The organism is Xanthomonas sp. LMG 12462, assembly GCF_009192885.1.
GTDB classification, from domain to species: Bacteria; Pseudomonadota; Gammaproteobacteria; order Xanthomonadales; family Xanthomonadaceae; genus Xanthomonas_A; species Xanthomonas_A sontii.
Window position 1 is genome coordinate 21900 of sequence record NZ_NMPP01000044.1, and the last position, 20085, is coordinate 41984.

General features: G+C 69.7%; 17 protein-coding genes. 7 read left to right on the forward strand and 10 right to left on the reverse strand.

Annotated elements, in window-relative coordinates; genetic code table 11:
• Positions 1-338: 338 nt before the first annotated feature.
• Positions 339-2051 carry a transmembrane repetitive protein gene (locus CEK69_RS11755; protein ID WP_152245737.1) on the reverse strand — a complete coding sequence of 571 codons (1713 nt, stop codon included), beginning with the start codon at positions 2049-2051 and terminating at the stop codon, positions 339-341.
• 13 nt (positions 2052-2064) lie between these two features.
• Positions 2065-2661 (reverse strand): NfuA family Fe-S biogenesis protein, encoded by a 597-nt coding sequence (locus tag CEK69_RS11760; RefSeq protein ID WP_017915596.1) that lies wholly within the window; start codon positions 2659-2661, stop codon positions 2065-2067.
• Positions 2662-2747: 86 nt separating this feature from the next.
• Between CEK69_RS11760 and CEK69_RS11765 the strand changes: the two genes are divergently transcribed.
• The 4 genes from CEK69_RS11765 (at position 2748) to CEK69_RS11780 (ending at position 6398) form a co-directional block, all read left to right on the forward strand.
• The gene (locus CEK69_RS11765) at positions 2748-3089 is read left to right on the forward strand and encodes a 4a-hydroxytetrahydrobiopterin dehydratase (RefSeq protein WP_017910810.1); all 342 of its coding nucleotides are present in this window, start codon (positions 2748-2750) and stop codon (positions 3087-3089) included.
• A 5-nt stretch (positions 3090-3094) separates the two neighbouring features.
• Positions 3095-3526: an energy transducer TonB gene (locus CEK69_RS11770; protein WP_148829473.1), complete on the forward strand. Its 432-nt coding sequence runs from the start codon at positions 3095-3097 to the stop codon at positions 3524-3526.
• 85 nt (positions 3527-3611) lie between these two features.
• A complete protein-coding gene (gene zupT, locus CEK69_RS11775) occupies positions 3612-4433 on the forward strand; it encodes a zinc transporter ZupT (RefSeq protein WP_152245739.1) in 822 nt (273 codons plus the stop codon).
• Between the two features lie 126 nt (positions 4434-4559).
• Positions 4560-6398 carry a DUF3300 domain-containing protein gene (locus tag CEK69_RS11780; protein WP_152245741.1) on the forward strand — a complete coding sequence of 613 codons (1839 nt, stop codon included), beginning with the start codon at positions 4560-4562 and terminating at the stop codon, positions 6396-6398.
• Between the two features lie 43 nt (positions 6399-6441).
• Here CEK69_RS11780 and CEK69_RS11785 read toward each other — a convergent pair whose 3' ends face one another.
• Positions 6442-7431 (reverse strand): RluA family pseudouridine synthase, encoded by a 990-nt coding sequence (locus CEK69_RS11785; protein WP_043090516.1) that lies wholly within the window; start codon positions 7429-7431, stop codon positions 6442-6444.
• 394 nt (positions 7432-7825) lie between these two features.
• On the opposite strand from CEK69_RS11785, the gene CEK69_RS11790 reads away from it, so the two are divergent.
• Positions 7826-11374 carry an Rne/Rng family ribonuclease gene (locus tag CEK69_RS11790; RefSeq protein ID WP_152245743.1) on the forward strand — a complete coding sequence of 1183 codons (3549 nt, stop codon included), beginning with the start codon at positions 7826-7828 and terminating at the stop codon, positions 11372-11374.
• Between the two features lie 601 nt (positions 11375-11975).
• Here the strand turns inward: CEK69_RS11790 and CEK69_RS11795 are convergent.
• Positions 11976-12623, reverse strand: coding sequence for a response regulator (locus CEK69_RS11795; RefSeq protein WP_026143418.1), 648 nt, complete (start codon positions 12621-12623; stop codon positions 11976-11978).
• 460 nt (positions 12624-13083) lie between these two features.
• Here CEK69_RS11795 and CEK69_RS11800 point away from each other — a divergent pair, with 460 nt between their 5' ends.
• A complete protein-coding gene (locus tag CEK69_RS11800; RefSeq protein WP_152245745.1) occupies positions 13084-13545 on the forward strand; it encodes a GNAT family N-acetyltransferase in 462 nt (153 codons plus the stop codon).
• A 27-nt stretch (positions 13546-13572) separates the two neighbouring features.
• On the opposite strand, the gene CEK69_RS11805 is transcribed toward CEK69_RS11800, so the two are convergent.
• Positions 13573-14760: a DUF2252 family protein gene (locus tag CEK69_RS11805; RefSeq protein WP_152245747.1), complete on the reverse strand. Its 1188-nt coding sequence runs from the start codon at positions 14758-14760 to the stop codon at positions 13573-13575.
• A gap of 347 nt (positions 14761-15107) precedes the next feature.
• Between CEK69_RS11805 and CEK69_RS11810 the strand changes: the two genes are divergently transcribed.
• Entirely contained in the window at positions 15108-15686 is a 579-nt protein-coding gene (locus CEK69_RS11810; RefSeq protein ID WP_226975136.1) for a DUF3617 domain-containing protein, read from the forward strand.
• Positions 15687-16091: 405 nt separating this feature from the next.
• Here CEK69_RS11810 and CEK69_RS11815 read toward each other — a convergent pair whose 3' ends face one another.
• From CEK69_RS11815 to CEK69_RS11835, 5 genes are all read right to left on the reverse strand, one after another.
• Complete coding sequence (locus CEK69_RS11815; protein ID WP_152245749.1) at positions 16092-17396, reverse strand: hypothetical protein; 1305 nt, start codon at positions 17394-17396, stop codon at positions 16092-16094.
• Positions 17389-17982, reverse strand: coding sequence for a hypothetical protein (locus tag CEK69_RS11820; protein WP_226975137.1), 594 nt, complete (start codon positions 17980-17982; stop codon positions 17389-17391). The genes CEK69_RS11815 and CEK69_RS11820 overlap by 8 nt, the downstream gene beginning before the upstream one ends.
• A complete protein-coding gene (locus CEK69_RS11825) occupies positions 17969-18547 on the reverse strand; it encodes a hypothetical protein (protein WP_152245751.1) in 579 nt (192 codons plus the stop codon). Before CEK69_RS11825 ends, CEK69_RS11820 begins: the two co-directional genes overlap by 14 nt.
• Positions 18544-19107 carry a hypothetical protein gene (locus CEK69_RS11830; RefSeq protein WP_152245753.1) on the reverse strand — a complete coding sequence of 188 codons (564 nt, stop codon included), beginning with the start codon at positions 19105-19107 and terminating at the stop codon, positions 18544-18546. Before CEK69_RS11830 ends, CEK69_RS11825 begins: the two co-directional genes overlap by 4 nt.
• Positions 19108-19299: 192 nt before the next feature.
• The gene (locus CEK69_RS11835; RefSeq protein ID WP_226975138.1) at positions 19300-20040 is read right to left on the reverse strand and encodes a DUF2306 domain-containing protein; all 741 of its coding nucleotides are present in this window, start codon (positions 20038-20040) and stop codon (positions 19300-19302) included.
• Positions 20041-20085 lie beyond the last annotated feature (45 nt).

Sequence of the window (20085 nt, forward strand, 5' to 3'; positions counted from 1 at the left end):
CAGCGGCGACGGGACTGCGCACAGCGCGCGCTCCGGATGCGACACCGTCGACGCGTGACCAGCTCGCCGCCACTTTCGCGTGGTGCGCGATCCGGTGTCGCTTCTACCCTATCCAACGACGTGAGGCACACACGTAAGAGCGGCTTCATCCGCTCTTACGAAACAGCACGTCGTGCGCGACGGCTTGTTTGATGCTGCCTTTTAGTCGCGACGAGCCCTCGCAGGCAACGCCGTGCCAGCTGAAGCCATCCACTTGGACCAAACCGCGCCCGGTCCGCGTGTGCCGCAGTTGGTGATGTGCGGCGCCCACATGTGTGAGCGGGCGGGTACCCCGCCACTCAGCGACTGCCGTTGTCTTCCTGCAGCTCGCGTTTGAACGGCACGTTCGGCGGCGGCCGCGCGCCAGCCGGCTGCTCGTTGAGATTGGGGTCGGTGATGCTGCAGCCGCCGCCCACCTGCAGGATCGAGACCACGCAGGAAATGCTGCTGGTGGTGCCCGGAATCGGGATCTTCACCGACTTGATGCCGCGCCGCACCCACTCTTCCAGCAGCGTCGCGTTCGGCAGCCAGTACTTGTCGAACGAAGTCGGCGTGTAGTCGTACGGCGGACGTTTGAGCCATTCCCCGGCCTTTTCGATGCGCTCGCGCGTCCAGGTGTCGGTCTCCGAGCCAGGCGCGCTGCGCGCCGGTGCCTGGTCGTTGCCGCGGCCATCGGCCAGGCGCACGCTGCCGTCGGCATTGAACAGGCCGCCACCCTTGCTGGCGCCGGCACCAGCATCGCCCGGGCGGTTGCGTGCGGCCGCGCCCCAGTCGTCGCCGCGCTGCGGCGTGGCCCAGCCGCCGTCACGTGCGACCGGCGCCGGACCGCTGCCCGGGCTCACGGCCTGGCTGCCGGGCGGCGCGGTGCCGGCCGCAGCGGCGGTCGGCTTGGCAGTCGCACTGGACGCAGCGCCGGCCGGCGCCGGCTGCGGGGTCTGCGCGCTCGCCGGCGTCGTGTCCGGGCTTGCGGCCGGGGCAGCCGCCGGTGCCGGCGTGGGTGCGCTCGCGGTGGCGGTGCTCGGCGTCGGCACTTCGATCTGCCGCACCTGCGGCACGTCCGCACTGCGCAACACCGGCGTGGGCGTCGGCGTGCGCAGCTGTGGTGCGGGAACCTGCACCTGCGGCAGCGGTGCCGGCACTTCCCGTTCGCGCACCTGTACCTGCGGTGCGACTGGGCGCGGCACCGCGATGTCGCGCGACCGCAGTTGCGCCACGGTCGGCACGTCGGTGACCACTTCGACCTCGCGCACCGGCACCTGTACGTCGGGCGGCACCACCGCGCGCGGTGTCGGCACCAGGACACGCACGCTCGGTGGCGGCGGCAGTACGAAGTCGCGCGTGGGCGTGGGCGTTTCGGTCACCTGCAGCGGCTGCTCAACCGGCGGCGGTGGCGGCGCACTGGCCGTGGTCGGCGCGGGCACCGGCGGAGCCGGCGCTGGCTCCGCGGCCGGTGCAGGCGCGGGCGCTGCAGCGGCCGGCGGCGTTGGGCGCGCACGCGACACGGCGCGCTGCGCACGCGGCAGGGTCGGCGACGTCGCCTCCGTGGATGCCGCCGCCTCGGCCGGCGCCCCACCGCCGCTCTCGGCGGGCGTGCCGCGGCCGACGAATTCCACCTGCACGCGTCCAGCCTGGTCCGCATCGGTCAGCGGCGGCAGCCAGCGCACGAACGCCACCCACATCAGGAAGATGGCGAACAGCAGATGCAGCAGCAGGCTGAGCAGCACGGCGATGCGCCGCCACCAGCGCTGGTCGTACGGCGCCGGATCCCAGTGCTGCCACCACAGCCGGCGGAACGCCTGCCACAGCGGCAAGGCCGGCAGGCGCAGGGTCGCAGGCGGCTGCGCCGACGGCATCGCCGCGATCAGTTCGGGGGCCGCGAACGGCCGCGGCAGCGCAGGCTGCGCCGCGATCCAGTGCGCCCATGCATACGGCAGGCCGGTGCGGCGATCGCGCAGCAGCTTGCGCGGCGTGCGCGCCAACAACACATCGAGGATGTCGGCGGCGCGCGTCACCGGCAGCGAAACGTCAGGCGGCCGAATCGCGCGGGATGTAGGGAGCGCTGCCGCTGTCGTGGTCGGTGGCGTCGCGCACCGCGGTCACCCCCGGCACGCGGCCCATCAGCGTCTTCTCGATGCCCTGCTTCAAGGTCACGTCGGCCATGCCGCAGCCGTGGCAGCCACCGCCGAAGCGCAGCAGCACCACGCCGTCGGCGGAGACTTCCTGCACCGCCACGCGGCCGCCGTGCTGGGCCAGCTGCGGATTGACCTCGTTCTCCACCACCCAGCGCACCCGCTCCACCAGCGAGGCCGCCTCGCCCGGGGCTTCGCCCTTGATCTTCGGCGCCTTGATGGTGAGCTGCTGGCCGGTGCCCTGGGTGACGTAGTCGATTTCGGCGCCGTCGAGCCAGCCGACGCTGTCGGCCGCCACGTACAGGGTGAAACCGTCGCAATCGATCGCCCATTCGTCGCCGGCCAGGTCCGCCGGCTCGGCGAACTCCAGCCGCGCATCGGCACGCGGGGTGCCGGCATCGACCGCGCTCAGGCGCACGCCCATGCCGGGCACGGCCTCGCGTTCGAGCAGCTTGCGGAAATGGGCCTGTGCGTTGTCTGAGATCTGGATCATGCGGGTATTCTAGACCCTTCCACGCCCTGCGCTCATCGCGGGCGGTATCTTGACCGGCCCTGTCCGTTCCACCGCAGAGACCTTCCATGAACGACCTGATCCCGCTCGCCCAGGCCCATTGCTCGCCCTGCAAGGGCAGCGAATACAGACTGACCCAGGCGCGCCTGGCCGAACTGCTGCCGCAGGTGCCCGGCTGGGAAGTGGTCGAGAACGGCAACGCGATCAGCCGCACCTTCCGCTTCCCCGATTATTACCGCACCCTGGCCTTCGTCAACGCGCTGGCCTGGATCGCGCACCGCGAAGACCACCACCCCGACCTGGGCGTGCACTACGACCGCGTGGTGGTGCGCTATTCCACCCACGACGTCGGTGGCCTCAGCGAGAACGACTTCATCTGCGCCGCCAAGGCGTCCGCTCTTCCGGAATGACCCACATGACCGTTGCCGCCCGCCGTCTGCTCCCCCTGGCCTGCCTGAGCGCCGTGCTGCTCAGCGCCTGCGGCCAATCCCAGCAATCCCAGCAACACACCGTGACCCAGCCGCCGACCGAGGTCGCCGCGGTGAAGACACCGCCGCCGGACTACCCGATCGACGTGGCCTGCGCCGGCATCGGCGGCACCGTGGTGCTGAAGGTGGTGGTCGGCGTGCAGGGCAAGCCCACCGAAGTCGACGTGGTCACCGGCAGCGGCCAGGCCAAGCTCGACGCCTCGGCGCAGGAAGCGGTGCGTGGCTGGACCTTCAATCCCGCTACCCGCAACGGCCAGGCGGTGCCGTGGACCATCCAGGTGCCGGTCAACTTCAATCCGCCGCAGCCACGCCCGGACCGTTGCTTCGCGCTCGACGCGCAGGCGCACAAGGCCGGCTGAGCCACAGGCGCGCACCGCGCGCCTTCACGCGACACCCGCACCGCGCCGGGTTTGATCGACGCCTCTTCCTCGGAGCCGCCGGCGCATGCTGGAGATCCCACTGCACAATGTCCTGGTCGCGCTCGCCGTGACCCTCGGCGCCGGTCTGGCTACCGGCCTGGGCAGCGTGCTGGTGTTGTTCAGCAAGGGACCCAATCCACGCCTGCTCGCCTTCGGCCTGGCGTTCTCCGCCGGCGCGATGGTGTACGTGTCGCTGACCGAGATCCTCGGCAAGTCGATCGCCGCCTTCAGCGAGGCCTTCGATCCGCGCCTGGGCCAGGCCTATGCCACCCTGGCGTTCCTGGCCGGCATGGTGCTGATCGTGGCCATCGACCGGCTGGTGCCCAATCCGCACGAAAGCCTCAACAGCCGCGATCCGCTGTTCCGCGACGACAACCGTGCCTACGTCAAGCGCGTCGGCCTGCTCACCGCGGTGGCGATCACCGCGCACAACTTCCCCGAAGGCCTGGCCACCTTCTTCGCCACGCTGGAGAGCCCGGCGGTGGGCATGCCGCTGGCCTTCGCCATCGCCGTGCACAACATCCCCGAGGGCATCGCCATCGCAGTGCCGGTGCATTACGCCACCGGGCGCAAGTCCTATGCCTTCGCCGCCAGCCTGCTGTCCGGCCTGGCCGAGCCGATCGGCGCGCTGATCGGCTACGTCGCGCTGGCGCGCTTTTTGTCCGAGGCGGTGTTCGGCGCGGTGTTCGGGCTGATCGCCGGGGTGATGGTGTTCCTGGCCCTGGACGAATTGCTGCCGGCCGCCAAGCGCTACGCGCAGGGGCACGAGACGGTGTACGGCCTGGTCGCAAGCATGGCCACGCTGGCGCTCAGCCTGGTGCTGTTCCGCCTGTCCGCACCGGTCTGATGGCAGCGGCCGACGCCGGCTGAACGCGCGCTCGCTGGCCTGCGCGAGCACGCCGCGCAGAAAGGTCGCAGACACCCAAGGCGGCGCATGCTGCGGCCACCTTCGCCCCGCTCGATGAGGTGTCGCATGGATCTCCGTCCCCTGCCCCCGGCCAGGCTGGCCCTGTTCACCGCACTGAGCGTGGTGGCGCTGGGCGCCTGCCAGCGGCAGGACACGCCCACTCCTGCGGCCCAGGCCGATGCGCCCGCCCCGGCCGCGGCACCCGCACCTGCCCCCTACGTGGCCCCGACCGCCGACCAGCTCTATCAACTGGTCGCGCCGATCGCGCTGTTTCCGGACAAGCTGCTGGCGCAGACCCTGGCCGCCTCGGTGTACCCGGACCAGGTGGTGTCCGCGCAGGATTGGCTGCGCAACAACCGTACCCTGTCCGCCACCGACCGCCTGCAGGCGGCCGCGGCGCAGCCCTGGGATCCCAGCGTCAAGGCGTTGACCGCCTTCCCCGACGTGGTCGACCAGTTGGCCGGCAACGGCGACTGGACCCGCGCGCTGGGCGACGCCTACGCCCACGATCCCAACCAGGTGCTGGACGCGGTGCAGGTGATGCGCCAGCGCGCGCAGGCGCAGGGCCACCTGCGCAGCACCCCGCAGCAGCGCGTGCAGGTGGTACAGCGCACCGTGGTGGAACCGGCCCCGGCCTATGCCGACGCGGTGCCGCCGCCGACCCGCACCATCGTCATCGAACCGGCGCAGCCGGACGTGGTCTACGTGCCGCGTTACGACCCCGACGTGGTCTACGGCGCACCGGTCAACGTCTACCGCGAGTACCGCTATCGCCCGCCGCGCCCCTACTACGACACCGGCGACCTGGTCACCGCCGGCATCATCTCCTTCGGCGTCGGCGTACTGGTCGGCGACGCGCTCGAACACCACCACCACAGCGTGTTCGGCTGGCTGGAACCGGCGCCGCCGTGGCACAGCTGGGGCTGGAACAACTGGGGGGTGAACTGGAACGCGCCGCCGTCGGCGCCGAACTACGTGGTCTACCGCAACAGCGTGTACGCGCCGCGCACCACCATCATCAACAATCACTACGACAACCGCAGCTACGTGCACAACGACTACCGCGGTGCGCCGCCGCCGGCCGCGCCGATGGGCGGTCCGGGTGGGCAGCAGGCCTTCGCTGGCGCGCATGCGCCGGGGGCCGCGATGGCCGCCGCGGCGATGGCGGCGCGCACTCCGGCAGCCGCATTCGGGCCGGCGCGCGCGCAGCCGCCGGCGATGCCGCAGACCATGCCGCATTTCACCAACCAGATGCTGCAGGCCGGCCGTCCGGTCGCGGCGATGCCGCCGCCGGTGCAGCGCCTGCCGGCCCCAGGCACGCCGGCGGCCATGGCGACCGCGCGCGATCCGCGCCTGCTACCCGGTTTTGTCCAGCATGCCGCGGCCCCGCAACGCAGCGTGGCGATGGCCCAGCCGAACGCGCCGCGCGCGGCTCCGGCGATGCCGGTCCCGCAGTTCCATGGCCGCCCGGTACCGCAGGCGCTTACGCCCAGCCAGGCGCCGCGCGAGGCCATCGCCAATCGCGGCATGCCGGAAGCGCGCTTTGCGGAACCGCCGCGGCGCGGCGACCCGGGCATGCAGCCGTCCGGTTTCGCCCGCGAGATGGCACGCACGGAGCCGCCGCGCCAGGCACTGCCGAGCGAAGCCCCGCGCGCGCAGGCCTGGCATGCGCCGGCGCCCGAGCGCGAGGCGCGCGTGCCGCAGATGCCGCGCGAGGCGATGCGTGCGCCGATGCCGGAACCGCGCCAGGAGCAGCGTCAGGAACAACGCCAGGAGCAGCGCGTGGCCCGCTTCTCCCCGCCACCGCGCATGCCCGAGCCGCGGCCGGCCGAGTCGCATCCGGCACAACGCCCGGCACCCGCCCACCACGACGGGCACCACGATCACGACCATCACGAAAGCTGAGCGCAGCGCGGGGGCGGCAGCATGCCGCTCCCGCGAGCCTGGCTTAGCCGAGGCGGTTCAGCGCTTCGGCCAGTTCGTCAGCCAGCGGGGCATTCAATAGATAAGGTGTCTTGCCGTCGTCCAGGCTGAATTCCAGCGAGGCGGCATGCAGGAACAGGCGCTTGAGCCCGATCTGCTCGCGCAGGCGCTTGTTGACCGCCGGATCGCCGTACTTGTCGTCGCCGGCGACCGGATGCCCCAGGTGCTGGGCATGCACGCGGATCTGGTGGGTGCGGCCGGTCTCGATCCGCACCTCGCAATAGGAATGCCCGCCACGCCGCTCCAGCACCCGGAAGTGGCTCAGCGACGGCTTGCCCGCCGCGTTCACCTGCACGTGGCGCTCGCCGCCCTGGCGCAGGCCGATGTGCAGCGGCGCGTCCACGCTCATGGTGCCGTCGGGCATGCGCCCGACCAGCAGGGTCAGGTAGCGCTTGCTGATGCCGCGGCCCTGGACCCGGTCGTCCTCACGCATCAGCGCCTGCAATTCGGTCAGCGCCGAGCGCTTCTTGGCCACGATCAGCAGCCCGGAGGTGTCGCGGTCGAGCCGGTGCACCAGCTCCAGCGACTGATTGGGACGCAGCGCACGCAGCGTCTCGATGGCGCCGAAACTGATCCCGCTGCCGCCGTGGCTGGCGACGCCGGATGGCTTGTTCAGCGCCAGCAGCCGCGCGTCCTCGTAGACGATCGCCGCCTCCAGCCGGGCCATGAACGCGTCCGGCGGCGCGCTCTTCTCGCCCTCCTCGGTCAGCCGCACCGGCGGGATGCGCACCTCGTCGCCGGCCTCGAGCTTGCGCTCGGCCTTGGTGCGGCCGCCGTTGACCCGCACCTGGCCGCTGCGCATCAGCTTGTAGATCAGGCTGCGCGGCGCGCCCTTGAGCTGGCCGAGCAGGAAATTGTCTACGCGCTGTCCGGCCCTGTCTTCCGGAACCTTGAGAATGCGCACCGCGCTGGTCGCGACATCGCGCGGCTTTGGAGGGATCGGGGGGGAAGTCATCAGGCAGTTTATTCTGTTACACTCGGGGGGCGAGATAAGGGTTTGATTTCGTTGGAAGTTAGTTGAGGGCCAGAAGCCCGGCTTACGACGATTCCGGCACAGTGCGCGACCACCGCCCCCGGGGCGGCCATGTTAGCGGCTCACCGGCCTACCCGGCCATCGCCGGATGCCGCAAGCGTCCGCGCTGAACATGCCCCGTGCGGCGCCCAGCCTGGCTGGAGTCGCCGCCGGTCCTGAACCACCTAAAAGCAAGAAGCGCTCCCGCGGCTCGCCGTGGTGTCGTAGCGCTGGAAACCCAAGACGCCCACCCCGCGCCTGCGCGATGGGCGACGAAGCGTGACCAGAAGCGAAACCCCATGGCGTTCCGCGCGGTAGCAGCGCGAGGAACGCAACAATGAAGCGAATGCTGATCAACGCCACGCAGGCAGAAGAACTGCGTGTGGCCATCGTGGACGGCCAGACCCTGTACGACATCGACATCGAGCAGCCGTCCAAGGAACAGAAGAAGTCCAACATCTACAAGGGCCGCATCACCCGGCTCGAACCCTCGCTGGAAGCGGCCTTCGTCGAATACGGCGGCGAGCGCCACGGCTTCCTGCCGCTGAAGGAAATCTCCCGCGATTACTTCCAGGCCGGCGTCGACCACAACAAGGCGACGATCCGCGAACTGCTGCGCGAGGGCCAGGAAGTCGTGGTGCAGGTGGACAAGGAGGAGCGCGGCAACAAGGGCGCGGCCCTGACCACGTTCATCTCCCTGGCCGGCCGCTACATGGTGCTGATGCCGAACTCGCCCAGCGCCGGCGGCGTCTCGCGCCGGATCGAGGGCGAGGACCGCGCCGCGCTGAAGGAAGCGCTGGACAAGCTGAACATCCCCGACGACATGGGCGTGATCATCCGCACCGCCGGCGTCGGCCGCGATGCCGAAGAGCTGCAGTGGGACCTGGACTACCTGCTGCAGGTGTGGAAGTCGATCGCCGAGGCCGCCCTGGCCAAGCCGGCGCCGTTCCTGATCTACCAGGAGTCGCGGCTGATCATCCGCGCCCTGCGCGACTACCTGCGCGCCGACATCGGCGAGATCCTGGTCGACACCGCCGAGATGTACGGCGACGCCCAGGAGTTCATGCAGCAGGTGATGCCGCAGAGCCTGCGCAAGCTCAAGCACTACACCGACGACATCCCGCTGTTCAACCGCTTCCAGATCGAGTCGCAGATCGAGGCCGCCTACGAGCGCAGCGTGCGCCTGCCGTCCGGCGGCTCGATCGTGGTCGACCAGACCGAGGCGCTGACCGCGGTGGACGTCAACTCCTCGCGCGCCACCAAGGGCAGCGACATCGAGGACACCGCGTTCCAGACCAACCTGGAGGCGGCCGAAGAGGTCGCGCGCCAGCTGCGCCTGCGCGACCTCGGCGGCCTGGTGGTCATCGACTTCATCGACATGGCCTCCAACAAGCACCAGCGCGAGGTCGAGAACCGCCTGCAGAACGCGCTCAAGTACGACCGCGCGCGGGTGCAGATCGGCCGCATCTCGCGCTTCGGCCTGCTGGAGATGAGCCGCCAGCGCCTGCGTCCGTCGCTGGGCGAATCCAGCCAGATCGTCTGCCCGCGCTGCGACGGCCACGGCCGCATGCGCAGCGTCGAGTCGCTGTCGCTGTCGATCATCCGCGTCGCCGAAGAGCACGCGATGAAGGAGAACACAGGGCAGGTCCTGGTCCAGGCCCCGGTGGAAATCGCCAACTACCTGCTCAACGAGAAGCGCCGCGCGCTCAGCGAGATCGAGAAGCGCCACGACGCGCCGATCGTGATCGTCGCCGACGAGCAGCTGCACACCCCGCACTACGAAGTGACCCGCCTGCGCGAGAACGAGCTGGGCGAGGAAAGCACCAAGCCCAGCTACCAGCGCGGCACCCCGCGCAAGCTGCCGGTGCACGCGCTGACCAAGGCGCAGTTGAACATCCCGGCGCCTGCGGTGACCAATGTGAAGCACTCGCAGCCGGCCCCGGTGCGCGAAGTGGTCGAAGAACCGGTGGCCGCACCGGCACCGGCGCCCGTGGTTGCGCCGGCACCGGTCGCGCCGCCGGCCACCGGCGTGGTCGGCTGGCTGAAGCGCATCTTCGGCGCCGGCGAGAGCCCGGCGCCGGCCCCGGCCGCCGCCGAGCCGGCACAGCGCCAGCGCCCGCAGGACGGCAACCGCAACCGCAACGACCGTGGCGATCGTCACGACCGCAATGCGCGCCGCGACGGCAACCGCAACGGCGGCCAGGGCGGCAATGCCGCGCGCGGCAACGGCAACAACGGCGGCGGCAACGCGCGCCGCGACGAGCGCCGCGCCGGCAACGGCGCCGCCGCGCCGGCCGGGCAGCAGAACCAGCAGCCCAAGGCGCCGCGCAACGAGCAGGCCGCACAGCAGGCCAAGCCGCAGCAGCAGCCGCAAACGCCGAAGCCGCCGAAGCAGCAGCAGCCGCAGAACCCGCCGCGCCAGCCGAAGCCGCAGCAGGAGCCGGCACAGGCCGCCGCGCAGGGCGACAAGCCGCAGCGTCAGCCGCGTGCGGAGGAGGCCGTCGCCAAGCAGCAGGCCGCGCCGGTCGCGACCGCTCCGGTGACGCCGGCGCAGGACGCCACCACCCTGGCCGCCGCCGCGGTCGCCGGTGGCGCGATCGCCGCGTCGCAGGAACCGGCAGCAGCCGTCGACGCTGCAGCCGCCGCACCGGTGCAGCCGGCGCAGACCGCGGCAGCAGTGAGCATCGATGAACGCGAAAGCGCCGCCGAAACCGCGCAGGCCGTGCCCGCCGGCGAAGGCGCCGAGGGCGAGGACGGTACCGGCGATGCCGGCGGCCGCCGCCGTCGTGGCCGTCGCGGTGGCCGCCGCCGTCGCCGTGGCAATGGCGAAGCCGGTGCTGCCGGCGATGCCGCCGGCCTGGACGATGCCGACCTGGATGCCGGCGACAGCGACGGCGAAAGCGCGCCGGCGCCGAGCCGCAGCCAGCCGGAGTTCGACTTCGACGACGACGGCACCACCGATGCCGCTCCGGCCAAGTCGCAGCCGCCCGTGCAGGAAAAGCGCGAGCCGCAGGAGAAGCGTGAGCCGCGTCGCGAGCGTCCGGCTGCTGTCGGTGCACCGGCACCGACCGATGACGCAGCCCAGGCCCCCGCGCCGATCACCGCCGACCCCGTGCCTGCGCCGGCCACCGCACCGATGCAGCCGGCCGCCCCCGTCGAGGCCGTGATCGCATCGCCTGCGCCGGCCGCGCCGACTGCACCGACCGCTGCAGCGCAGGGCGTCAGCGCTGCCGCCGTGGCCCACGCCGATACCGTGGTCGCGGCCACACCGGTGGCGGCCGCAGTCGCCGAGACCAAGCCGGTCGCGCAGGAAACCGTCGCCACCGAGCGCACCGCGGCACCGGCCGAACCCGCAACGCCGGTCGTCGCGCCGCAGCCGCAGGCGGTCACCACCGCCATCGAGCAACCGACTGCCAACGCCGCCAAGGCGCCGGTCGCCGAGCCGGACGCGGCGGATGCCACGGCCACCGTCGAGGATCCGGCGGGCGTGACCACGCCGACGGCGACCACCGTCGCGCCGAGCGCAGCGCCGGCCGCCACGTCCACCGCTCCCGCGGAACCGCGTGCGGAAGACGCTGCCGCGGCCAAGCCGGCCTACGCACCGGTACAGACCACCCTGCTCGATGCCTTCGCCGAGGCACCGGCGGCGGTTCCGCACAGTGGTCAGGCAGCGGCCGCAGCGTCGACCGAGGCCGCATCGGTCACGCCGGCACGCGACGACAGCGCAACGTCCGTCGCTGCTCCGGCGACGCCGGCGCAAGCGGAGATCGCGACTGTGGACGAGGCGGCGCGGAAGGAACGTGCTGCTGCCGCGGCGCAGTCCGCAGCGCCTGCGCCGCATGCCGCGGACAAGGCGGACGGCGACGAGCGCAAGGATCGCGGCTGATCCCCGCTCCTGCCGGTGCAGCATGAAAGAAGCGGCCTTCGGGCCGCTTTTTTTTGTGGACGCCCGTGAAGCGTTTCCATCGCTACGGCTCAAGACGATCGTCTGCACGCGTACTGCCTTTCGCGCGTCCTGTTCGGCGCGGCAGCAGCGGCTTCAAAGCCACGGCGAAACTCGCTTTGCCGTGACTCGACGAGACACACCATCACCTCCGCAGAAGCGGCTTCAGCCGCGACGGGGCTTTCCCGATGCGCCGGTCGCGGCTGAAGCCGCGCCTGCGAAAACACGCGATGCGTGGAGTACGTGCTGCGCGGAAGGCTACCGAAGTGTCTTGAAGATCCACCACCACATGCACGTCCGCGTCGTTGTGCGATCGCTGCAGTCGCGAGCGATGCATTCGCGCAGAGCACGCACTCCCTACTCCACCGCTTTCGCCAAACCCAGCCATTTCGACCGCGGCACGCGCCAGTGCCGGGGGCGTCGGCGATAGCCGCGGACGCGGGTTCGCAATCGATCCATTGCGAACAGGTCGGCACGTTGGCGCAAGCACAACGCAAAAGCGGCCCGAAGGCCGCTCTCGTGTCAGCTCGGCAGGCACCGCCAACTACAGCGGATGCGTCGGATCCAGCAAGCCGTATTGCGTGGCCAGGCGCGCCAGGGCGATGTTGTCCTGGATGCCGACCTTTTCGAACAGCCGCGCCTTGTGCGTATTGACGGTCTTGGCGCTGAGGCTCAGGCGCTTGGCGATGTCTTCCTGGCGCAGGCCGCGGGTCAGCAGCAGGGCCACTTCCAGCTCGCGCGGCGAAAGCGCGTCGAATGGCGAACCGCCGCCTTCCAGATTGGCCAGCGCCAGGTTCTGCGCGATGTTGGCGCCGAGGTAGCGCTTGCCCATCGCCACGTCGCGGACCGCGCGCAGCAGCTCCTGCGCGTCGCCGGCCTTGCCAACGTAGCCGGACGCGCCGGCTTCCAGCAGGCGCTTGGGCAGCGGACCGTCTTCCAGTACCGACACGATAATGACCTTGGTGCCGTGGTCACCCTTGACGATGCGCTCGGTGACTTCCAGCCCGCTGACACCGGGCATGTGCAGATCGCACAGAACGATGTCCGGCTTCAGCTGCCGGATCTGCGGGAGCGCATTTTCGCCGCTGTCGGCCTCGCCGACGATCTCGATATCCGTTTGATTCGACAGGATCAGCTTCATGCCCGTACGGACAAGAGCGTGATCATCGACCAGAAAAACCCTGATGGCCATCTCGTATAACCCCAACGCAGCGGATACCGCACCATCCAGACTATCTGCGTGAATTATTCAGGGCAATACGAATTTGTAGACAAACGAAGACGCTTCACGGAGTGCTCATCTGCACTTCGCGAAACGTCACCGTGTCGTCATCAAAACCCTGCCGAGCTTACTCAAGGCTCGGCACGCAGGGTCGAGTGACCTGCCAGCGCTCTCCCCGTAAGGCGCGCGACGGTCCCTGCGTCAGGCCGAGGCCAGTATGCTGGTGCGGCGGGAAAAGCGTTATCAGGACAATCCTGATCTCACGTCAGAATTATCTGACCCTCCCCCTTCCCGCTTCCGGACACCACCCCGCTGCGGATCCCGGACAGGCCCGGCGAAATTTTCCGACACTCGCGTCGGAAATGGCCGATGCGACCTCCATACCCGGCGCAGCCACGACATGCCTGGCCGCCTGCGGCACACTGCCCGAGTGAACACGATCCGTCCCTACGTCATGCAGGACCGCGCCGCCTGCCTGGCGCTGTTCGACAGCAACGTCCCGCAGTTCTTCGACCGCAGCGAACACGCCGCCTTCGAGCGCTTCCTTGAACACGACGTCGGCGCCTGGCATTACCTGGTCATCGCCCGCGCGGGCGCGGTGGTGGCCTGCGGCGGCCACGCGGTGCGCCTCGACGGCCGCGTCGCCAGCTTCGGCTGGGGCATGGTTGATCGCCGCCTGCACCGCCAGGGCCTGGGCCGCGCACTGACCGAAGCCCGGCTCGACGCCTGCCGCAGTGCCGGCGTCGCGCGGATCGAACTGGACACCAGCCAGCACACCCAGGCGTTCTATGCGCGCTTCGGCTTCACGGTCGAGCGCGTGGTCGCGAACGGCTACGGCGCGGGGCTGGACCGTTGGGACATGGCGCTGGACCTGGACCGCACGCGCGGCTGAAACGGATCGCGCCTCAAGAAGTCGCCGTCAGGCGGCCAACGCATAGCGGCGGCAGTGCTCCAGATAACCGGCTTCGTGATGCCCGGCGAGCGCGACCACGCTCTCCCACAGCCACGACGGCGTGTCGATCGCCTTGCGCCGGTCGGCGTCCAACTGTTGCAGCCACGCGGCCCGCGTCCTGGGCTTCATCTGCCGCGCATGCGCCTTGCCGACGACGAAGGCGAGATAGCGTGCCGAGCGCACCGCCTCGGCGTGATTGAACTGGTCGACTTCGAGTTTCAGGTCGCGCGGCGAGAGTTCGCGAATGAACAGCGAGCGGCCCAGCAGATGCACCGGCATCATCCTGCTGCCCAGATAGGGCGACAACGCCCGCGCCGCGGCGGTCACGCGTTCGGCGTTGTCCGCCGGCATCCGCGCATCGGGCGCCGCTGGCGCGATCGGTGCGATCGCCTCCTTCAGATCGACCAGCGCATAGGACCAGTGGCCCTTGCCGGTCTTCAGCGCGACGATCGCCGCGTAGCGCAGCAGGCCGAGCGAACTGCAGCCCTTCATCCAGTACGCCGCATCGACCAGGCGCACCTCGCGATCCTTGGGCTTTCCCTTCAGCGACAGCACCATCTGCGCGACCACCGGATCGGCGAACAACCGCTCCAGCGCCTCGCGCTCTTCCGGCGCCAATGCCCAGAACTTCTCGCCAAGCGGGATACGCGGCTCCACCGCCTGCAGTCGCTCCTTGGCCAGATGCCGCCAGCGCCGGCCGAAGGCCTCGCGGCGGATGCTGCGCACGGTCTCGGGTTCGGCGCCCGGATGTTCGCGGATCGGGTCGGCGATCGCAGCGCCGTAGCCGTCGATCATCGCTTCCATCATCCGCGCCGTGGTGACGCCCGGCAGGTCCGAGCCGCGCGCCGCGGTGGCCAGCGACAGGCCCAGGCGGATGAGATCGTGCGCGGGGTTGCCGATCACGCCCTGGTCAAGGTCGCGGATCTGGATCTCGACGTGCCCCTCGCCGTCGGCAACCGGGCCCAGGTTGCCGAGGTGACAATCGCCGCAGATCCAGATCGCCGGCCCCATCGGCACGCGCCGCGCCGCCGGCGACGCTGCCAGCCATTCGTAGAACTTGAGCGTGTTGCCGCGGACATAGGCGTGGGCGGAGCGGGCCATCTTCAACGTGCGTTTGCGTTCGAGGATGACGGGGCGTTCGGCGAGGCTGGGCATCGAAGGTCGGACCTGGAGCGGACGGTGTGGGGGTCAAGCGCGGCGGCGCAGACGCTAGCAGAGCCGAACGAAATGGTCCGTGCACGGCAAGCACCTGGGCAACATACGCAGTGATCGCGGGGATCGCGCGGCCACGCACCGCATGCAGGCGCGGTGGCGGCGTGCGATTGCGCAGGGTTTGCTGCTTCTTCTGCCGCCGACGCGCGTGCCTGCGGCGGTCGGATCCAGCCTCTCCACCGCCTCCTGCGCGACCAGGCACGCGCCAACGGCAGCGCCCGGCGTCGACGTGATCTTAATCACGTCCCCGGCTATGCTCCGCGCACCTCACATAACTTAGGGAGAAGTTCATGCGTCTGACCATGCCGGCAACGGTTGCTGTATGTGTGCTGCTCGCCGCCTGCAGCAAGGGTGGCGACAAGAACGGCGACAACGTCGCGATGTCCAACGCCTCGGTCGCCGACGTGGCCAAGGTGCAGGCGGCCAAGCTGCAGCCCGGCCAGTGGGAGATGCGGATCGAGCAGGTGAGCAGCGAGACCAGCGGCGGCTCCGGCAACATGCCGCAGATGCCGAAGGTGCCGCCGAGCACCGCCAAGGTCTGCCTCACCGCCGAGCAGATCAACGATCCCACCAGCCTCTTCGGCAGCGCCTCGCCGATGCAGAAGAACTGCGTGTACGACTCCTTCAGCATGAAGGACGGAAAGATCGACGCGAAGATGCATTGCACGATGGGCGACATCAAGGTCGCCGGCACCAGCACCGGCACCTTCAGCGCCACCGAGATGTCCTCCGAATCGCATTCCGAGATCACCGGCCTGCCGGGCGGCATGTCGATGAAGACGCACATGAAGATGGACGGCAAGCGCCTGGGCGAGTGCCAGCCGGGCGATATCAAGGCCGGCGATACCAAGGCGCCGGCTGCCGGCTGAGCCAGCGTGTCCCATCGGGGAAATCAGGGGCACGCCACTCTGATTTCTTCCCTGGTCTGCAGCGCCGCGATGGTTCGCCATCGCGGCGCTTTTGTTGGCGCTGGTGCAGCGTGTCTTACCCGTGCAGGGCCTGGCAGCATGGATGTCATCGTCTTACGCGCGCTGCCACAACTGTCTCCAGTCGTTAGGGGCATGCGAGCACTGCACTGACCGCTGCATTTCGTTCTGTTTCACGCCGCACAGGGAAAGGTGACGAGCGCCAAGCGCGCGTCCGCCAGCGTGATGCACCTGCCCGACCGTGCATTGACGGCCGGGGCGCACCGACTGTCTGACCGTCGCCGCGTCGCGACGATGCCATGACATCCGCCAGGGCTGCGTCGTCACGTAACGACGCGATGCTCCGAACTACTTCAGCGCCCGCCAGCTCCGCCCCGCACGGAAGGCGCGCTCGAGGGTCGCCGCGAGCAGGCAGATCTTCAGCGTCTGCGGCAGGATGCCGTCGCCCGGGTCGCTAGGCGTGCCCAGCACCACCGACAGCTGATTGGCGATGGTCTGCCACACCACCTGCGGGTGCGGGCCGATCAACCGGGTCAGTCCCATCCAGGCCCAGGCCGAGGCCCAGTCCAGGGCGCGATACAGCACGATCAAGGTGACCAGGGCCGCCAGCCCGGTGGCGCCGGCCAACTGCACGCTGTTGGCCGCAGCGCGATAGCGCGAGACGGTCCCCGCCCAGAAATGGCCGATGAAGTCGCGCAACCACGTTGGCAGCTTCCGCCACAGCCCCAGCGTGCCGTCGACCTTGCTCGACCACTTGCCGGGCGCATTCCATTCGGCGTTGTGCACGTCGTAGCGGTAGATCAGCGCGGCCAACGCCAGCCAGACCACCGGCAACAAGGCCGAGAAGAAGATCACCACCAGCGTGTCAGCCACACCTGGCGGCGCCTGTTCCACCGCGCCCGGCAGCGCGGCATGCGCGACACCGATCGGATGGCTGATGCCCTGCCACAGTTGCTGGCCGAGATCGGCGATGCGCAGATGCGCCAGCCAGCGGAACACCCCGCCCTTCCATTCGGTGAGCACGTACATGCCGACGAAGGTCCAGCCGGCCTCGCACAGCACGATCAGCACGTTCCACGCCGGATGCGCGCTACGCTGCTTCTGTTTTTTCGCGCCGCGCCGGATCAGCCACAGCAACCCCACCGACGCCGCCAGCCACCAGCCGCCGGACACCTCGAACAGCGACCCGCGATAGGTCGGATCGAACGGATTGAACTGTCCCAAGCCCTCGCGCCCGTAGGCACGGATCGTCTCGCCGAGGAAGCCCCAGGCGGCGTAATAGGCGAAGAACGGCACCAGCGCCTGCGAGACGATCGCCGACAAACGGCGCCAGCGCGCCCTGCCCTCGTCCTGTGCAGTCGTCGCGTCGGCCTGCTCGGCCAGCGCCGCACTGGCGATCCCCGGCAAGGCCGGGCGCAGCGTTTCGAACAGCAGCACGAAGATCACCAGCTTGACCAGCACCACCAGCGTCAGCGACAGCAAGCCGGCGAGCCGGTTCTGGTAGCCGATCCACACCGCGGCCTGCAGCAGCAGTTCGTTGAGCAACACGCCGGCCAGCGCCACGGCGAGCAATTGCGGCAAGTAGCGGAACCACAGCCGCAGCGTGTCGCCGATCAACCCCAGCGGCCCGCCGCGCAGCGCCAACTCAGTCATGGCCTTGCCCCCGCGCGAAACGGAGGTAATGCGGGCGACCGCCGCGCGTGCTCACGGTGAGGTGCAGCTGCGCAGCCACCGCACGCGGCACCAGGTAGTAGCCGTCGATCGCCAACGGCACGCCCGGCTTGGCCGCGGACACGGCCAGTCCATCGCAGGCCACGCCGGGCGACTCGCCAGGCTTGGCCAAGACACGCTGCAACAGGTCCGGCACGGTATCGATCGCGGACCAGGATCGGCCAGTGCTGTCGATCAGCTTGAGCGTGCAATCGTTCCACTCCGCGCCGGCGGCGCCCGGCGCCAGCGCCAGGCGCGTGCGCACGAAGGTGCGATCGGCGGGCAGCCCCGCCTCGAACGGCAGCACGTCGACCGACGCGAGGCGAACGGCGGCACCGTCGTAGTCCACGGTCTGCGCCATCGCCACATCCACCGGTCGCCATTCGCGCGCATGCAGCAGTTCCCGCGCATCGCGCCAGCCGGTCGCGGCCATCGTGCACGGCACCAGCACCACCAATGCCGCCAGTGCGAGCCAGCGCATGCGCCGCTCGGAAACGGCCGGGGGCACGTCGCGGTCAGAGGCGTGCATGCAGCGCATCCAGATCGAGCACATCGGTGACCGCCGCTGCGGGCGAGAGCGGCGGATAGCGCACCTGCACCTCGGCCGTCAGCTGCGGCTCGCGGTCTTCCGACAGCAGCAGCGTGCCGCCGGCCCTGGCGAGCGCGGACGGCAGTTCGAACACCAGCACGTCCTTGCGCTCCAACCCGGGCTGCAGCGTCTTGATCGACGACAGCACCGCATCGCCCATCTCGGCGCGGCCGCTGGCGCGGTAACGACGGCCGTCGGGCGTTGCCCAGACCCGGCCATACACGCGCGCGGTCGCACGCGCGACCTTCGACCGCACCGGCACCACCAGCCACACGCCGCCACTGTCGCGCTGCTGCACCGCGCCCGCCGCCTTGAAGCGGATCGTATGCGCGAGCTGCGGCGTGTCGGCATTCACGGCCAGATTATCGGCCTGCACCCAATTGCTCGGAGCACCGGACACTGCGATCGGGCCAGTAATGCGCTCGTAGCGCGGCATCGTCCAGCGCATCCCGGCAAGCAGCACGAAGCCGAGCACCAGGATCGCGATGGCAGCCAACCGCTTCACGGTTCACCCGCCTGTGCGCCGGCACGCGCTGCGCCAAGCGGCAGTTCCACGACCCCGACCGGATGCGGATCGGTCCACAGCGGCTGCGCGTAGAGATTGTCGAAGGCCTTGAAAGTCCTGGCAGTGACGTCGAAGCGCAGGCGCGCAGCCGTCTGCTCCGTCGCCGGATACGTCCACACCAGGGCGACCTCTTCCGGCAGGCCAGGTTGCAACTCGGTGGTCGCCGCGCGATCGCGCAACAGATAGGCCGTCGGCCGCGCATCGGCCCCGCGCGGCGGCGCCTTCAACGCCACTGCCTGCACCAGCGAGCCGCTGGTCTGCGTGGTGCGATTGGTGGCCTGCAGATACAGCACGATCGCCTTGCGACCGTCGCGCGACACCACCTCGCCATCCGGCAGCCGGTCGCTGGTCTCCACGTGGTCGAAGCGCAGCGACCACTCGCCCGCGGCAACGTCCTTCCCGGCTTGCAGCGCGGGCGGCACCGGCACCTCCTTGGCCTCGAACAAGCCGATGCCCCACCCCACCACGATCGCGGCGATGCCACCGATCCCGGCCAGCATCCGTGTCCGCCACTGTCCTAGAGACGCTTTGCTCACCAAACCGGGTGACCCTTCTGGAAGCTCGGCCGGACGGTAGCACCGGGTTGCGAAGACGTGCAACCCGCAACTGAATGAAGAGAAACAGTATCCGTCCGCACTGTGGATCCTACTTCCAGACCACCTAGCAAATGCTCCAAGCGAGAGACAAGGCGCTTATCGCGGATCCCGCGACGCGGGTGCCTGTTCTGAGCGCTTGAAATCGGGGCTAACGTCATCTCGCCCGAGGGCCGATGGGTGCGCTTTCATCAGCCACTCGGCCACCAGAAGATTCGGTAGCCAGCATAACCAGGCAATCGCCCGATAGGCCACGACAAATTCGATGCCCAAGACAAACGTCGAGAAAGGCAGGTAAAGACGCAGCGTTACCGCAGACAGGGTCAAGGCGAACGAGCGCATCATCCAGCGCCGATGCTCAGCCAGCCGACCTGTCAGAACCTTACGCAGCGCGATGGCCGTTGTCGCCATCCACGCGATTCCAAGCGCACCGAATCCCGCGCCAGCGACAGGCCCGGTGGATATCCCGGCAGCAAGAAACACGGCGGAGAGGCCTCCGACCATGCAACCCGCGACATACACGCGTCCGGTCGCCCGATGCCACCCTGGGTGACGCAGACGAAGCCGGCGAACGAACTGGAGGGGCCCACAGAGCAGCGCCGTCGCGGCGCTGGTCGCGTGCACAATCAACCACGGATGCACGTGCCGGTTGGCTGCGACGCCAGGCGGCACGGGACCTTGGTCGAACAGATAGCGATAAGACACCAGGGCCACGGCGCCGCTCAATACAGCGAGCACGCCCCATGCATAGCCCGACCGTCTGGATTTCGCTGTCGTGCTTGCCTGCGACCGATACGCCGAATGCATCATGCTGCCCCCTGGAGTGACAAATGCGGCCATGGGCCGGACTTCAAGCCGCGGCATGTCCGCCACGTCCTTCAAGTG